Here is a 15005-nt window from a genome sequence, read left to right as displayed (position 1 = left end):
GCCTCACCGGATGACCGTCGCCAGCGACCCGACGTTGCGGGTCGGCGCCCGCGTTCTGCTCCTCAATCCCGCCGACGAGGTCTTGCTCATCCACGCCCGCGACCCCGACGACCCCGGCCACCACTGGTGGGAACTCCCCGGCGGCGGCCAGGACCCCGGAGAGAAGCTCGAAGACACCGCCCGGCGCGAGATCGCCGAGGAAACCGGACTCGTCCTCGACCAGATCGGCCGCAAGCTCTGGACCCGCGAAAGCCGCTTCACCTACCGCGGCCGCGAGCATCATCGCCTCGACCACGTCTACCTCGCCCGCACCGACCACGACGCACCACAGGTCGCCCTCCGACACAGCGCCAACGAGCGCGCCGGCCTCATCGAACGACGCTGGTGGTCAAGCACCGAACTCTCGGAGTGCGCAGACAAGCTCCTGCCAGCTGAGCTGCCCGACCTCCTGCAGACACTTCTCGACGACCGCTTCCCGACTACTCCTCCGGCCCTCACCGCCTGAAATACGGCTGGTTCATGCTTGCACGGTAGGCAAGAGGAAGACGGTCGGGTCGTCAGACGGCACGCGGAGATACACCCTTCCGGCGCCCGCCACGCCAAGAGGGCCGTGGCGCGGCCCGAGACATCGGAACACCGGCGGCCGTGACAGCTGAGCGCCGCGCCGCGGCGTTCACAGCCGCTACCTCGCCGTCACTGAGGTGCGGAGGCGGTCGAACCAGGTGACGATCGAGCGCTTGTACCCCTCCGGCATCCGCAGCCCCGGCACTTCGTGCTCAGCGAACTCGGCGACCCGACTGTGCTCGTGGCTCAGAACCGGTGCCGCCATGGACGCGGTGGTGCAGCCGTAGGTCACGATGAACACGTCCTTGTTCGCCACCGCGATGTGGTAGACCCACGCGTCGAGGATCTCGGCGACGTCGACGGAGAGCCCGGTCTCCTCGGTGACCTCCCGCACCACGGTCTGCTCCGGCGTCTCGCCGGGCTCGATCCGGCCGCCCGGCAGCTCCCACTCGTCGCGCTCGTTGTGCACCAGCAGCACCCGGCCGCCCCGGACCAGCACACCCTTGATCGACACCGGGTATCCGGACTCCGCCACCAGCACCAGCTCCCCTGCCGACCGACACAGCGCGTCACCGACCGTAGCAGTGGAGGGGCGTCGTCGATGTACCCGTTCGTCCCGCACCGCGGCAGCAGCCCCTCCAGGATCACCGTGCTCGCCGACCACGGCGAGATCTGGCCGCGGCCGCCGTAGGCGGACGCCGGCGCGCCGGCGTTGAGGGGTGTAGTCCCACTTCGTGGCGATCAGTCTGCGGTGCCAGCTCAACAGCGTGCCTGGAGAAACCAGAAATACGCTGCACCAGCGGCGGCACGGGTGCAGCGACGACAGCGCGGCCAGCCAGAACCGGTCTGCGGGCTCATAGCGGACAGCACCGTCAATCTGGAGTACGACTACGACGGCGAAGTCCGCCGTTACCCCGACACCCGGCTCGTCTACTGGGCGGGCGGCAACCCGTTCCACCACCACCAAGACCTCAACCGCCTCCGCCGCGCGTTCACCCGCCCCGACACGATCGTCGTCCACGAACCCCACTGGACGGCGACCGCGCGGCACGCCGACATCGTGCTGCCCGCCACCACAGCGCTGGAGCGCGAGGACCTCGGGTCCGGCCGCCGCGACACCCACCTGATCGCGATGCACCGGATCGCGCCGCCCGCGGGCGAGGCCCGCGACGACTACACGATCTTCGCCGCTTTGGCGGCCCGGTTCGGCGTCGCCGAGGCGTTCACCGAAGGCCGCACGGCCCGGCAGTGGCTGGAGCACCTCTACGGATCCTGGCGCGACGAACCGATGTTCGAGCAGTTCTGGGCCGACGGCGAACTGAAGCTGCCGCCCGGCCGCGAGCACCACACGCTGTTCGCGGACTTCCGCGACGACCCGGTCGCGCACCCCCTGCGCACGCCGAGCGGCCGCATCGAGATCACCTCGGCGACCATCGCCGGGTTCGGCTACCCGGACTGCCCTGGCCACCCGGTCTGGCTCCCGCCGACCGAGTCCGGGCCCCTGTGGCTGATCGCCAACCAGCCGCACACCCGCCTGCGCAGCCAGCTCGACGCCGGCGACGTCAGCAGTGCGGGCAAAGTGGCGGGCCGCGAGCGGATCCGCCTCAACCCGGCCGACGCGGCGGCCCGCGGCATCACGACCGGCGACGTCGTCCGGGTGTTCAACGCCCGCGGCGCCTGCCTGGCGGGCGCGGTCCTCGACGACGCCCTCCGCCCCGGCGTCGTCCAGCTCGCGACCGGCGCCTGGTTCGACCCGGTCGAGGACCACCCCACGGGCCCGCTGTGCGCGCACGGCAACCCGAACGTCCTGACCGCCGACATCCCCTCGTCCCGGCTGTCGCAGGGCTGCGCCGGCCAGCACGCCGCGGTCGACGTCGAACGCTTCACCGGTCCCGCCCCGCACGTGCGGGCACTGCATCCCCCGCTCCTGCATCCCCCGCTTCGGAAAGGACGCTGATGATCGACCTGGAGTCCGTGACGTCCGAGAGCCACCTGTGCGAAGCCTTCGGCTGCTTCCCCTCCGGCGTGACCGCGGTGTGCGCCCTCGCCGAAGGACAGGACGACGCTTGCCTCAGCCTGTCCTCCCGGCAGGGCTCGCCGCCGTCTGAACCCGGGCGTCACGCCGGACGCAACCCGCCGATCAGCAACTCGAGCTGGTATTCGAAGTCCTGCACGCAGTCACCGGCCTCCAACGCGGGCAGCACCCGGTGCAGGCTCGGCAGCTCCTCCGCCGTGGCCATCCGCCGGAAATACGCCACCACGGGTTCGGCCCGGACCGCCGGGGTACCGGTCCCGGCGGTGCCGGTGAGCACCGAGCCGAACAGCATCCCCAGCAGCGACCGGTAAGCACGCGCCGCGGCCTGCTCGTCCAGCCCGGCGTCGAGCAGGGCACGAAGGAGCGCGTCGATCACCCGCAACGCCCCGGCCGAGCGCGGGTTCGCGTCCTGCGCCGCCAGTGCCCGCACGACGACCGGATGCCGCGTGAAGCTCGCGTGCAACCCCTCGGCCAGGGCCCGGAGCCGCGCGTCCCAGGACAACGCAGGATCCGGCAGCGCCACCTCTTCGAAGACCCGGGCGGTGAGCCCGTCCAGCAGATCACCCTTGTTCTCGACATGGTTGTACAGCGACATCGCCTCGACACCCGCCGCCGCCGCGACCTTGCGCATCGACAACGCCGCCAAGCCCTGCTCATCGGCTAGCCGCAACGCCGTGTCGAGGACTTTTTCGCGAGTCAGAGACATACTTACAGTGTACGCATACACTGTAAGTATGGACGCCGAAACCGTGCTCACCACCACCCGATCCGTGCGCCGCAAGCTCGACCTCGACCGCGAAGTGCCCCAGCACGTCCTCGACGACTGCCTCCGCATCGCCCAGCAGGCACCCTCGGCGGGCAGCATGGCCGCGCAGTTCCGCTGGCTGCTCGTCCGCGACGCGGACACCAAAGCCAAGATCGCCGCCTACAACCGCGAAACCGCCGAAGCCGCCTGGGCCCAATACGGCCACCTCGTCGAAGAACGCGCGCTCGCCTCCGCCCAGCACCTCGTCCGCAACCTCGAACGCGTCCCCGTCCTGGCCATCCCCTGCATGATCGGCCGCCCACCGGCTGACGCCTTTTCGCAGTCCGCGTACTTCGGTTCCGCCTACCCCGCCATCTGGAGCTTCCAGCTCGCCCTGCGCGACCGCGGCCTCGGCAGCTCCATTTGCGGCTACCACCTCCAGGACCATGAAGCCGACGTCGCCGAGCTGCTCGGCATCCCGGACGACGTGATGCAGATCAGCCTGCTCGCCGTCGCCTACACCACCCAGCGCGAGTTCCGGGCCGCCGCGCGCCCGGACATCGAGGACGTCACCTACCTCGACACCTGGGGTTCCCGCGGATGACCGCTCAGCCCGAAACGATCCGCTGGAAGATTTCCCGTTCCTCCCGGGAAAGGGGCACCAGCGGGACATCGGCCCCGGGCCGCGGCACCGGCACGGCCAGTCCCGGCTCAAACGGCGGCGCCGGCAGCACCAGGACCCAGCCGACGCCGGTCAGCGCCCGCACGAGCGCGCGCACCACCCGCTTCATCCGGCGACCGTGACCGGGTGCCGGACGACCGCGCCGAACAGGTACCCCTGCGTGTTGTACGGCGCGACATCCGGCTGGCTCACGCCGGTGACGTCGGTGGCGCGCGCCCGCAACGTGTACGCACCGGCCGCGCTCGGGCGCCACAGGAACTCCCACTGCAGCCAGCCGCGGTCGAGCGCCGGGCCGATCGGTTTCGCGGGCCGCCAGGTCACGCCGTCCGTACTCACCTCGACCCGCCGGATCCGGCCGTGCCCCGACCAGGACCGGCCGGGCAGCACCTGCCGCTGCCCGGCCACCAGCGTCGCGCCCCACGGGAGCTCGAACGCGCTCTTCACCACCTGCTCGGTGACGAGCGCGCCCTCGGCCGGGTAGTCCGGCCCCAGCAGCCGGTAGAACTGCGTGCTCCACGGCGACACCAGCGGCGTCGCCGACACTTCGATCCGGCCCAGCCACTTGATCGAGGAAATCCCGGCCCACGACGGCACCACCAGCCGCACCGGGAAGCCGTGGTCGGGCGGCAGCGGCTGCCCGTTCATCTCGTACGCCAGCAGGACGTCCTGCAGTGCCTTGCCCACCGGCAGCGGCCGCCGCACCTTGCCCAGGTTCACCCCCGCCGCCACGTAGTCCGCATCGAGCCCCTCCGGGAGCACGTCCACGGCGGCGCGGGACAGCCCGGCCCTGGCGAGCACCGTCGCCAACCGGACGCCGCGCCAGCGCGCGACCCCGATCGCGCCGAGCTTCCACGCCGTTCCGCTGACGGTCTGGTTCTGCTGGCTGGTGAAGAAACTCCGTCCGTTGCCCGCACATTCGATGAACGCGGTGATCGTCTCGGACGGCAGTGCGCGCAGATCCTCATAGGTGAACTCGACCGGCCCGCCGCGCAGCCCGGAACCGAACAGCTTCAACCGCCACGCGGCGGCGTCCAGCACCGGCGTCGACGTGTGATCACGCACGAAGAACCGGTCGACCGGCGTCAGATAACCCTGGCCGCGCATGGCTTCCCATCGCGTCTCGGCGTTGCTGCCGTAGACGTCGAACAGCTCCGGCGGCAGCGGCTTCACGATCAGCCCCGCGGCCGACGCCGTCCCCGGTGCCGTCCCGGCGGCGGCCAGCGCGAGACCACCGGCTGCCGTCAGCCGCAGCAGACCGCGCCGGCTCAGCCCCGGCATGCGCGCCTCTCCGGCCCGCCACTGCGCGAGGCGCACCCGGTCGTAGGCGGTCTCCTCGGTCATCCCCGTCATGCAGGCATTCTCCGGACCCCGTTCCCGGACGGCCAGCACGTCCACACAGCGGAACCAGAGCCTGCCGGCCCACGCACACCGCTTTTCATCGACGACCTGCACGAGCCAGTCCTGCCCGAGCCACCATTTTTCGTAGTGCGCGGCTTTGTTCTTCAGGTACAAAGCTGCGCGAAAGCACGCCGGGGACACCGTCATCGGCGCCACCCGCATGGTGCGGGCGGCGCAGGCCTCGAAGGCCCCGATCCAGCGGATGGCCGACGCCGCCTCGGCGTACTTCGTGCCGGTCGTAATGGCGATCTCCGTCGCCACGTTCGCGGTGCGGTTCGTGGCCGGCCCGCCGCCCGCGGTGACCCAGGCGCTGGTGTCCGCGGTCGCCGTGCTGATCATCGCCTGGCCCTGCGCGCTCGGCCTGGCCACCCCGCTGTCGATCACGGTCGGCACGGGGAAGGGCGCCCGCGCCGGCATCCTGCTGACGCTGGTCGCCGCCGCCGAGTCGCTGAGCGAACACCCGCTCGCCGCCGCGATCATGACCGGCGCGCGCGACCACACCGTCCTGGTCGGCACGGCCAAGCTGCTGACCGGAACCGGCATCGGCACCGGCGAACTGGCCGCGATCAGCGACCGGCTGTCCGCCGGAGGCAAGACCCCGATCCTGGCCGCGATGCGAACGCAGAGGCGTCCGGGCCCGGTGCTCCGCGGAGGTGCGGTAGGCGGTTCTGACGAAAGCCGCAACCGCCTACCGCGGTCCCGCGGTCACAAACCCTTCACCTCCATCAGGCCGGGCCGGTCACCGGCCGGCTGGAAGCGGGTCAGGCGCAGGCTGTTCGAAACGACCAGGCAGCTCGACAACGCCATCGCGGCCCCGGCGATCATCGGGTTGAGCAGACCCGCCGCCGCCAGCGGCAACGCCGCGACGTTGTACGCCAGCGCCCAGAACAGGTTCGCCTTGATCGTCGCCAGCGTCCGGCGGGACAGCCGGATCGCGTCCACCGCAGCCATCAGGTCGCCGCGGACCAGGGTCAGGTCGCCCGCTTCGATCGCCGCGTCGGTGCCGGTGCCGATCGCCAGGCCGAGGTCCGCCGAAGCGAGTGCGGCCGCGTCGTTGACGCCGTCGCCGATCATCGCCACGACGTGCCCTCGTTCCTTGAGGTCGGTGATCACCTCGACCTTCTCCTCCGGCGAGACGTCCGCGATGACCTCGGTGATGCCCGCCTCGGCGGCGATCGCGCGCGCCACGGCTTCGTTGTCGCCGGTGAGCAGGATCGGGGTCAACCCGAGCCGGCGCAGCTGGAAGATCGCCGACGCCGACGTCGGTTTCACCGTGTCCGCCACCACGAGCACAGCGTGCGCGAAGCCGTCCCAGGCCAGGATCACCGCGGTGTGCCCGGCCTGCTCCGCCTTCTGCTTGACCACCAGCAACGACGACGGCAACCGCACCGAAAGGCGGTGCATCAGCTCGGGACGGCCGACGACCACGCGGTGCCCGTCGACCCGGCCCAGCACACCGAACCCGGCGACGTTGCGGAACTCCCGTACCTCCCCCACCGCACCGAACCGCCGCAGCGCCGCCGACACCACGGCGTCGGCGATCGGGTGCTCGGAAGCGTTCTCCAGCGCGCCCGCCAGCTGCAGCGCCAGGTCCGACGGGACGCCGTCGACGGTCCGGACGGCGACCAGGCTCATCTTGCCGGTGGTCACGGTGCCGGTCTTGTCGAGCACGACGGTGTCCACGCGGCGGGTCGACTCCAGCATCTCCGGCCCCTTGACCAGGACGCCGAGCTGGGCGCCGCGGCCGGTGCCGACGAGCAGCGCCGTCGGGGTCGCCAGGCCCAGCGCGCAGGGACACGCGATGATCAACACCGCAACCGCGGCGGTGAACGCCGCCCCGGCCCCGGCGCCGGAGATGAGCCAGAAACCCAGCGTCGCCACCGAAAGCGCCATCACGATGGGCACGAACACGGCCGAGACACGGTCGGCGAGCCGCTGCACATCGGCCTTGCCGCTTTGCGCACGCTCCACCATCGCCGCGATGCGAGCAAGCCGCGTCTCGGCACCGACGCGAGTCGCCCGGACCACCAGGCGGCCGCTCATGCTGACCGTCGCGCCGACGACGTGTGTTCCGGCCGTCACCTCGACCGGCACGGCCTCTCCGGTCACCAGGCTGAGGTCGACCGCGGAGTCGCCTTCCTCGACGACGCCATCGGTCGCGATCTTCTCCCCGGGCCGGACGACGAACCTCTCGCCGACGCGCAGTTGCTCGATCGGCACGCGCTCCTCGCGGCCGTCGCGCAGCACCGAGACCGACTTCGCACCGAGGTCCAGCAGGGCGCGCAGGGCAGCGCCGGCCCGCCGTCGCGAGCGGGACTCGAAGAACCGGCCCGCGAGGATGAACAGCGTGACGCCGGTGGCGACCTCGAAGTAGATGCCGTCCACGTCGTGGTCGGCGGCCAGGGAGAAGTCGAACTCGTGACGCATCCCGATCACCCCCGCGCCGCCGAAGAACAGCGCGTAGAGCGACCAGAGGTAGGCCGCGGCGACGCCCATCGAGACCAGCGTGTCCATGGTCGCGGTGGCGTGGCGCAGGTTCGTCCAGGCCGCGCGGTGCAGCGGCCACGCACCCCACACCACCACCGGGGTGGCCAGCACCAGCGAAACCCACTGCCACGCCGGGAACTGCAGCGCGGGCACCATCGCGAGCAGGATCACCGGCGCGCCCAGCACGGCCGAACCGAGCAGCCGCTGCCGCAGCGAATCCGGTGCCGCCGCAGCGGGCTCGGCGGCCTCCGGCTCAGGCGGTGCAGGCGGCTGCGCGGTGTAGCCGGCTGCCTCGATCGTCCGGACGATGTCCTCGACCGTCAGCGCCGCCGGCACCGAGACCAGGGCCTTCTCGGTGGCGTAGTTGACCGATGCCTCGACGCCGTCCAGGCGGTTGAGCTTGCGCTCGATCCGCGCCGCGCACGACCCGCAGGTCATGCCGCCGATGGCGAGCTCGATCTCGTCGCCGGCCGAAGCTGCCGGAATGGCCGTAACGGGCGGCCCCACCGGAGCGGCAGGCGTGGGTGTTACGGCGTGCCGGACATCTGCATGCCGGGCATCGAAGGCCCGGATGGGCGTGGTGCGGGGCTCGGGCCCACGAGGCTGCCCAGGAGCCAGGCCAGGCCGAACACCAAGCCCAGCACCAGCACGAACCCGCTCACCTTGGCCGAAGCCGGCACGACGGCCTCCCTCGTTCATCGGACGAGCTGGTAGCCCGCGACCTGGACGGCGCCCTCGACCTGCTCGGGCGCCAAGACGCCTTCGCTGGTCACGAGGACCCGGCCCGAGTTCAGGTCGACCTCGACGTCACGGACGCCGGGCAGCTCGCCCACCTCTTCCTTGACGGACGCGACGCAGTGTCCGCAGGTCATTCCCGTCACCACGTAAGCACTCTGAGTCATCGGCTTGCCTTCCCAGTCCGTGGCCTTCTCGTGACGAGGCGGTGGCCTCGCCGTGACAAGGGAGTCGGCACCGGACGCGGAATGGTTCCCGCGATTTCTCCCGAATTCTTTTTGAACCATCCCGGCTCGAGCCGCGTACTAGCCGGTGTGAGGCCACACTCGTCGGACGATGCCGACATCACCCAGTGGGCTCGGCTCGCCGGCCGCGGCGACCGGGTCGCGCTCGAGCGATTCCTGCGCGCAACCCAGCCGCACGTCTGGCGGTTCGTCGCCGGGCTGTGCGACACCCAGTCCGCCGATGACCTGACCCAGGAGACGTACGTCCGGGCTCTGGGGAGCCTCGGCAACTTCCGGGCGGAGTCGTCGGCGCGGACGTGGCTGCTGTCGATCGCCCGGCGGGTGGTGGCCGACCACATCCGCGCCCTGCAGGCCCGCCCCCGCCCGGCCACCCTGGCCGACTGGCAGACCGACGCGCGCCGGCCCGAACCCGCCGAACATTCCGCCTTCGAAGAACGCGTCGTGCTCGACCACCTCGTCGCCGCGCTGGAACCGGACCGCCGGGACGCGTTCGTGCTCACCCAATCCCTCGGCCTGTCCTACGCGGACGCGGCCGAAGTGTGCGGCTGCCCGGTCGGCACGATCCGCTCCCGGGTCGCCCGGGCCCGCGACGACCTCGCCGCGGCGATGCGCGACAGCACCGTCCGGCGCTCCGCCACCGGATGATTCACAGCAGCGTGCGCCAGTAACTCCAGAACTCCTGCAGCACCAGGGCCACGATCACCACGTACCACAGCACCAGGAGTCCACTGTGGAACTTCCGCAGCGTGCCGCCGGACCGGGTGGACCGGAGGTTGTGCAGCGTGGTGTACCAGAAGATCGCGATCGTCACGACCCAGACGACCATGCAGTACGGGCACAGCGCGTGGATCCGGTACAGGCTCGCCGCGATCAGCCAGTGCACGAACACGACACCGAACGTCGTCCCGAGCTGCATGCCGAGCCAGACCCAGCGCGGCGGCGCGTAGCCGGTCAGCAGCACGACCCCGAACGTGACGACCACGGCGAACGCCGCGACTCCGATGATCGGGTTCGGGAACCCGAACGCTGCCGCCTGCGGGCTGTCCATCACCGATCCGCAGGACAGCACCGGGTTGATCGAGCAGCTGGGGACATAGGACGGGTCCTTCAGCCGCTCGATCTTCTCCAGCGTCAGCGTCACGGCCGCGACCAGGCCGAGCGCACCACCGATCGTGTAGAGCCAGCCCAGGCCCCGGTTCACGCCAGTGCCTTGTCGATCTCGCCACGCAGCTGCTGCGCGATGTCGGCGTAGGTCTGGCCGGCAGGCTTGAACTGGTTGCCGTTGACGAAGATCGTCGGGGTGCCCGTGACGCCCGCCTTCTCGCCGTCGGCCTTGCCCTGGTCGATGCGCTGCTGCACGGCCGGGGACGCCAGGTCGGCGCGGAACTTGGCCACGTCGAGCCCGAGCTCGGTCGCGTAGCTCTCGAACTTCGCCTGGGCGCGAACGGCGTCGTCGCTGACGTTCTGCCCATCGACCGCCAGCGCCCAGGCCGGGTAGTCGCCGTAGAGCTTGTCGAACATCGGCTGGTACTTGCCCTGCAGCGACGCCGCTTCGGCCGCCTTCGCCGCGGGCACGGCCAGCGGGTGCATCGGGAGCGGGAAGTTCCGCGTCACGAAGGTGATCTTGCCCGCGTAGTCGTGCTCGAGGGACTTGGTGACGTTCTGGTAGTACACCTCGCAGACCGGGCGCTGGTAGTCCAGGAACTCCACCACGGTCACCGCGTTGTCCGACGACGTCGTGAGCGTGTTGCTGTCGGGGTGGCGCAGGACGTCGGCCGCGATGGCGCCCTGCGGCGGTGCCGAAGAGCCGCTGTGGTTGAACACCAGCACGCCGCCGATGACGAGGACGGCGACGACGAGCACTGCGATCGTCGTCCATGCGTTGGCCGATATCCCCTTCTTCGAGGTCACCACGTTCTTCCTGGCCATCAGTCGTGCTTCTCCTTCTCACCGGAACCGTCGAACGAACGCAGCCGCAAGCTGTTGGACACCACCAGCACCGAGGACAGCGACATGGCCGCGCCCGCGATCAGGGGGTTGAGCAGGCCGAACGCCGCGAGCGGCAACGCGGCGATGTTGTAGCCGAACGCCCACGCGAGGTTGCCGCGGATGATCCGCAGCGTCCGGTCGGCGAGCCGGATCGCGTCGGGGACCACACGCAGGTCGTCGCGGACCAGGACCAGGTCGGCCGAGCGCAGCGCGATGTCGCTACCGCGGGCCATAGCCATGCCGAGGTCGGCCGTGGCCAGTGCCGGGCCGTCGTTGATGCCGTCGCCGACCATCGCGACGCGAGCGCCGGTCGCCCGCAGCTCCTCGATGACGCGGGCCTTGTCCGCGGGCAGCACGCCGGCACGCACCTCGTCGACCCCGATCTCGGCGGCCACCGCCCGAGCCGCGACCTCGTGGTCACCGGTCAGCAACACCGTCCGCATGCCGTGTTCGCGCAGCGCGGCCACGGCCGCCGCGGCCGAGGGCTTGACGGTGTCCCGCACTTCGAGCAGTCCCGCGGCCTGGCCCTCGACCGCGACGAGCACCGGTACTGCGCCGGTCGCCTGGACGTCGTCGGCCTGGTCGGGGATGGCGATGCCGCGTTCGGCGAACAGCCGGGGACTGCCGACGAGCACGACGTGACCGTCCACGGTGGCCTCGGCGCCGAGGCCGGGAAGAGCGGTGAACTCGCGGATCTCCGGCAGGCCGGGCAGTTCGGCGCGCGCAGCGGTCACGACGGCGGTGGCGATCGCGTGTTCGGAGCCGGATTCGGCGGCACCGGCGAACCACAGCAGGTCGCCGCGGGATCGGCCGGGTGCCGGGTGGCAGGCGGTGACGGTCATCCGGCCGGTGGTCACCGTGCCGGTCTTGTCCAGCACCACGGTGTCGACCGTGCGGCTGGCTTCCAGGGCGTCCGGGCCCTTGATCAGGATGCCCAGCTGCGCGCCCCGGCCTACTCCGGCCATCAGCGCGGTCGGCGTTGCCAAGCCGAGCGCGCAGGGGCAGGCGATGATCAGCACCGACACGGCGGCGGTGAAGGCGTCCCTCGCCGGGTGCCCGGTCAGCAGCCACCCGGCGAGGGTGAGCAGCGCCAGGACGAGCACGACGGGGACGAACACCGCGCAGATCCGGTCGACCAGCCGCTGCACCGACGCCTTGCGAGCTTGAGCCTGCTCGGCGAGCGCGGTCATCTGGGCCAGCTGGGTGTGCGTGCCGACCGCGGTGGCGCGCACCACCAGCCGGCCTTCGCGGTTCAGCGACGCGCCGATCACCCGGTCGCCCGCGCCGACCTCGGCGGGCACCGGCTCACCGGTGACCGCGCTGACATCCACAGTGGACTGTCCACTCTCGACGACGCCGTCGGCTGCGAACACCTCGCCCGGCTTGACGACGAACCGGTCCCCCACGGCGAGTTCGCCGATGGGCACCATCAGTTCGCCCCCGTCACGCAGGACACGCACGTCCTTGACGGCGAGCGCGTCCAACGCGGCCAGCAACCCGGCCGCGTTGCGCCGGGACCGGCTTTCGAAGTAGCGGCCGGCCAGCAGGAAGGTCGTCACCCCGGCGGCGACGTCGAGGTAGATCGCGTCCGCACCGGCCGCGGTCGGGCCGAAGCCGACCCAGTAGCCCGGCTCGTGCCCGCCGAACAGCGTCGCCCACGCCGACCAGAAGAACGACGCCAGCACCCCCAGCGACACCAGGGTGTCCATACTGGACGACCGGTGGCGCAGGTTGCGCAGCGTCGCACGGTGGAACGGCAGCGCGGCCCAGAACACCACCGGCACGGCCAAGGCGAGGCAGAGCCACTGCCAGCCGGGGAACCGCAGCGACGGCACCAGGGCGAGGGTGATGGACAGGTCGCACAGCGGCACGGCCAGCACGGCGGCGACGATCAGCCGCCGCCGCAGGTCGCGCACCCGCTTGAGCGTGAGGTCTTCGTCGTCCTCGCCGCGGACGTGGGCGCCGTAGCCGGCCTTACGGATGCGTTCGACCAGGACGTCGTCGCCGAGCGCGGCCGGGATCTGCACGGTGGCGCGCTCGGTCGCGTAGTTGACCGAGGCGCGGACGCCGTCGAGCTTGTTGAGCGTGCGTTCGACGCGCGCCGAGCAGGCCGCGCAGGTCATTCCGGTCACGGCCAGGTCGACCGTGCGGACGTCCCCGGTGACCGGGGTGGCGGTGGTCATCGTTCTCCTCAGTTCCGGCGAGCCGCGAGTTCCGCGAGCATCGCGTTGTAGGCGTTCAGGTCGGCCTCGCCGCGGCGGTCGGCCCGGCGGGCCTTCCGCTCGTCGTCGCGCGCCCACTGCACGAGCAGGGCGACGACCATGACGACCATGGGGATTTCTCCGCCGGCCCAGGCGATTCCGCCGCCGAGGCGTTGGTCGGCGAGCAGATCTCCGGCCCAGGGCAGGGCAAGGTAGTGGTAGTAGGTCCAGGCGAGCACGGTCTGCTTGCTCATCAGGATCACGCCGAAGAACGCGTGGAACGGCATGACCGCGAAGAGCATCCCCAGCCGCACCAGGTGTGGGAGCGGCCGCGGCGTCCGGTCCGTGCCGACCACGACCCAGGCGAACAGGTAGCCCGTCACCAGGAAGTACACCTTCATCAGCTGGTGCGCCCAGTGGTAGAGCATCGCTTCGCCGAACAGGCCCGAGAAGTACAGCGCGTAGAACGACCCGGCGAACAGGATCGCGGCCACGGCGGGGTGGGCAAAGAACCGTGTGACCGGGGCGTGCAGCAGGGACGCGATCCATTCGCGGGCGCCGGGGACGTCGCCGCTGGCGGGCAGGACGCGCAGCGCCAGCGTCACCGGACCGCCGAGCACGAGCAGGACGGGCGCGAACATGTTGAGCGCCATGTGCGTGACCATGTGCAGGCTGAACGTCCCGGGCGCGTAGACGCCGAGTCCCGAGGACGTCACCACCACGACGATCGTCCAGCCCGCGAGCCAGGCCACGACCCGGCCCGGCGGCCAGTGGTCGCCCCGGCACCGCAGCCGCCGGACGCCGAGCAGGTACGCCGTCGCGGCGAGCAGTGCGAGCGGAGCGAAGAGCAGGTCCGGTCGCCAGTCCCCGGCCAGCCGGGCCAGGGTCTGCGGAGCGTTGAGGCCGTAGCCGAGCACGGTCTCCTGCACGGTGGCCGGGTGGTTCACGAAGGCGGGCGGGACCAGTGCGGTCAGGGCCGCCGATCCGCCGGTGCCCAGCGCCAGCAGGACCAGCTCGGCCACGACGAACCGGACACCAGCCCGGCGGCGGCGCCACGCGGCCACGCCTATTCCCGCCGCAAGCACGAGCACGGTCTCGATCACCAGGACGAGTCCGTACCGGCTGACCAAGCCGTCCGGCCGGACGAGGACCAGCCCGGACACCGCACCCGACAGCGCGGTCACCATGAAGCAGGTCAGCGAGAGCCGGTGGTAGCGGCGCAGTACGAGATCTTCGGGGCCGCGGCGCAGCCGGGCCAGCAGTGCGACCAGCGCCCCGAGCCACGCGCTCGCGGCCGGCACGTGCCAGAACAGCGCGTTGGTCGCCAGGTCGTGGCCGGCCCCCACCGAGACGTGCCCGACCGCGACCAGCGGCAGCAACCCCACACCGGCGGCGACGGCCGCCGCGACGGCCGTCCGCCAGGCCATCGCCGACCACGCCAGTGCCGTCGCCACGGCCGCCGCGACCGCGACGCACAGCCACGCCTTGGGCTCTTCGGTCGCGCTCAGGGTGGGCAGGAACACCTCGGGCCGCAGCACCCGGGCGACCGGCAGGCCCGCGGCCACCGCCGCCGAGAACGGCACCGCGACCACCGCGGCAGTGAGCCAGCAGACCGCACAGCCCGCGGCGAAGCGACTCGCCGCGTACGCGTCGGCCGACAGTGAACCGCCCCGGCGGCCGGGCGCGATGAACGCGGCGAACACCAGCCCGCCGAAGCACCCCGCGGCTGCGGCGTCGGCGACGAACCGCACCACCGCGAACCCGTAGGTCGTCAACGGTCCCGGGTCGGCGTTGCCCAAGGGCGCGTACACATCACCCGCGGTGGCGACGACGAGCAGCAGCAGGGCGAGCCCGGCCACCGCCGCCGTCACGATCACGGCGCGGAGCCGGAACGTCTTCACCCCTCAGCCGTCGGACGGATCCC

The 15005-nt window shown here is 71.5% G+C and carries 15 protein-coding genes and 1 pseudogene; 5 read left to right on the top strand and 11 right to left on the bottom strand.

What is annotated here, in order from left to right; genetic code table 11:
* Positions 1-10 precede the first annotated feature (10 nt).
* The gene (locus I4Q55_RS29325; RefSeq protein ID WP_206792075.1) at positions 11-505 is read left to right on the top strand and encodes an NUDIX hydrolase; all 495 of its coding nucleotides are present in this window, start codon (positions 11-13) and stop codon (positions 503-505) included.
* 177 nt (positions 506-682) lie between these two features.
* Here I4Q55_RS29325 and I4Q55_RS29320 read toward each other — a convergent pair whose 3' ends face one another.
* A complete protein-coding gene (locus tag I4Q55_RS29320; RefSeq protein ID WP_206792074.1) occupies positions 683-1099 on the bottom strand; it encodes an NUDIX hydrolase in 417 nt (138 codons plus the stop codon).
* A gap of 276 nt (positions 1100-1375) precedes the next feature.
* On the opposite strand from I4Q55_RS29320, the gene I4Q55_RS29315 reads away from it, so the two are divergent.
* A complete protein-coding gene (locus tag I4Q55_RS29315) occupies positions 1376-2521 on the top strand; it encodes a molybdopterin dinucleotide binding domain-containing protein (RefSeq protein WP_307793341.1) in 1146 nt (381 codons plus the stop codon).
* A 160-nt stretch (positions 2522-2681) separates the two neighbouring features.
* Here the strand turns inward: I4Q55_RS29315 and I4Q55_RS29310 are convergent, their stop codons facing one another.
* The gene (locus I4Q55_RS29310; RefSeq protein WP_206792073.1) at positions 2682-3305 is read right to left on the bottom strand and encodes a TetR/AcrR family transcriptional regulator C-terminal domain-containing protein; all 624 of its coding nucleotides are present in this window, start codon (positions 3303-3305) and stop codon (positions 2682-2684) included.
* Between the two features lie 28 nt (positions 3306-3333).
* On the opposite strand from I4Q55_RS29310, the gene I4Q55_RS29305 reads away from it, so the two are divergent.
* Positions 3334-3948 carry a nitroreductase family protein gene (locus I4Q55_RS29305; RefSeq protein WP_206792072.1) on the top strand — a complete coding sequence of 205 codons (615 nt, stop codon included), beginning with the start codon at positions 3334-3336 and terminating at the stop codon, positions 3946-3948.
* A gap of 4 nt (positions 3949-3952) precedes the next feature.
* Here I4Q55_RS29305 and I4Q55_RS29300 read toward each other — a convergent pair whose 3' ends face one another.
* Entirely contained in the window at positions 3953-4135 is a 183-nt protein-coding gene (locus I4Q55_RS29300; protein ID WP_206792071.1) for a hypothetical protein, read from the bottom strand.
* On the bottom strand, positions 4132-5130 hold the full coding sequence (locus tag I4Q55_RS29295; RefSeq protein WP_242546992.1) for a sulfite oxidase: 999 nt from the start codon (positions 5128-5130) through the stop codon (positions 4132-4134). Before I4Q55_RS29295 ends, I4Q55_RS29300 begins: the two co-directional genes overlap by 4 nt.
* A 454-nt stretch (positions 5131-5584) precedes the next feature.
* Here I4Q55_RS29295 and I4Q55_RS49460 point away from each other — a divergent pair.
* Positions 5585-5773 (top strand): annotated as a pseudogene (locus I4Q55_RS49460) (hypothetical protein); the annotation flags it as partial.
* Positions 5774-6129: 356 nt separating this feature from the next.
* On the opposite strand, the gene I4Q55_RS29285 reads toward I4Q55_RS49460, so the two are convergent.
* Genes I4Q55_RS29285 through I4Q55_RS29275 form a run of 3 tightly spaced genes read right to left on the bottom strand, consistent with a single transcriptional unit; the run spans position 6130 to position 8813 of the window.
* Positions 6130-8418 (bottom strand): heavy metal translocating P-type ATPase, encoded by a 2289-nt coding sequence (locus I4Q55_RS29285; protein WP_307793340.1) that lies wholly within the window; start codon positions 8416-8418, stop codon positions 6130-6132.
* A 20-nt stretch (positions 8419-8438) separates the two neighbouring features.
* The gene (locus tag I4Q55_RS29280; protein ID WP_206792070.1) at positions 8439-8591 is read right to left on the bottom strand and encodes a hypothetical protein; all 153 of its coding nucleotides are present in this window, start codon (positions 8589-8591) and stop codon (positions 8439-8441) included.
* 15 nt (positions 8592-8606) lie between these two features.
* The gene (locus I4Q55_RS29275; protein ID WP_206792068.1) at positions 8607-8813 is read right to left on the bottom strand and encodes a heavy-metal-associated domain-containing protein; all 207 of its coding nucleotides are present in this window, start codon (positions 8811-8813) and stop codon (positions 8607-8609) included.
* A gap of 81 nt (positions 8814-8894) precedes the next feature.
* On the opposite strand from I4Q55_RS29275, the gene I4Q55_RS29270 reads away from it, so the two are divergent.
* Entirely contained in the window at positions 8895-9536 is a 642-nt protein-coding gene (locus I4Q55_RS29270; protein WP_206792066.1) for a sigma-70 family RNA polymerase sigma factor, read from the top strand.
* A 1-nt stretch (position 9537) separates the two neighbouring features.
* On the opposite strand, the gene I4Q55_RS29265 is transcribed toward I4Q55_RS29270, so the two are convergent.
* From I4Q55_RS29265 to I4Q55_RS29250, 4 genes are read right to left on the bottom strand one after another with little or no spacing between them, the layout of a single operon-like run.
* The gene (locus I4Q55_RS29265) at positions 9538-10092 is read right to left on the bottom strand and encodes a vitamin K epoxide reductase family protein (RefSeq protein WP_206792065.1); all 555 of its coding nucleotides are present in this window, start codon (positions 10090-10092) and stop codon (positions 9538-9540) included.
* Positions 10089-10820, bottom strand: coding sequence for a thioredoxin domain-containing protein (locus I4Q55_RS29260; protein ID WP_206792064.1), 732 nt, complete (start codon positions 10818-10820; stop codon positions 10089-10091). Before I4Q55_RS29260 ends, I4Q55_RS29265 begins: the two co-directional genes overlap by 4 nt.
* Entirely contained in the window at positions 10820-13063 is a 2244-nt protein-coding gene (locus tag I4Q55_RS29255) for a cation-translocating P-type ATPase (RefSeq protein WP_206792063.1), read from the bottom strand. The genes I4Q55_RS29260 and I4Q55_RS29255 overlap by 1 nt, the downstream gene beginning before the upstream one ends.
* Positions 13064-13071: 8 nt before the next feature.
* The gene (locus I4Q55_RS29250; RefSeq protein ID WP_307793338.1) at positions 13072-14982 is read right to left on the bottom strand and encodes a cytochrome c oxidase assembly protein; all 1911 of its coding nucleotides are present in this window, start codon (positions 14980-14982) and stop codon (positions 13072-13074) included.
* Between the last annotated feature and the right edge of the window lie 23 nt (positions 14983-15005).

Origin of the sequence: Amycolatopsis sp. MtRt-6, assembly GCF_017308975.1 — a bacterium.
In the GTDB taxonomy this organism is placed as follows: Bacteria; Actinomycetota; Actinomycetes; order Mycobacteriales; family Pseudonocardiaceae; genus Amycolatopsis.
The sequence above is the reverse complement of the archived record's forward strand: the minus strand, read 5'-3'. Positions and strand labels throughout refer to the sequence as shown.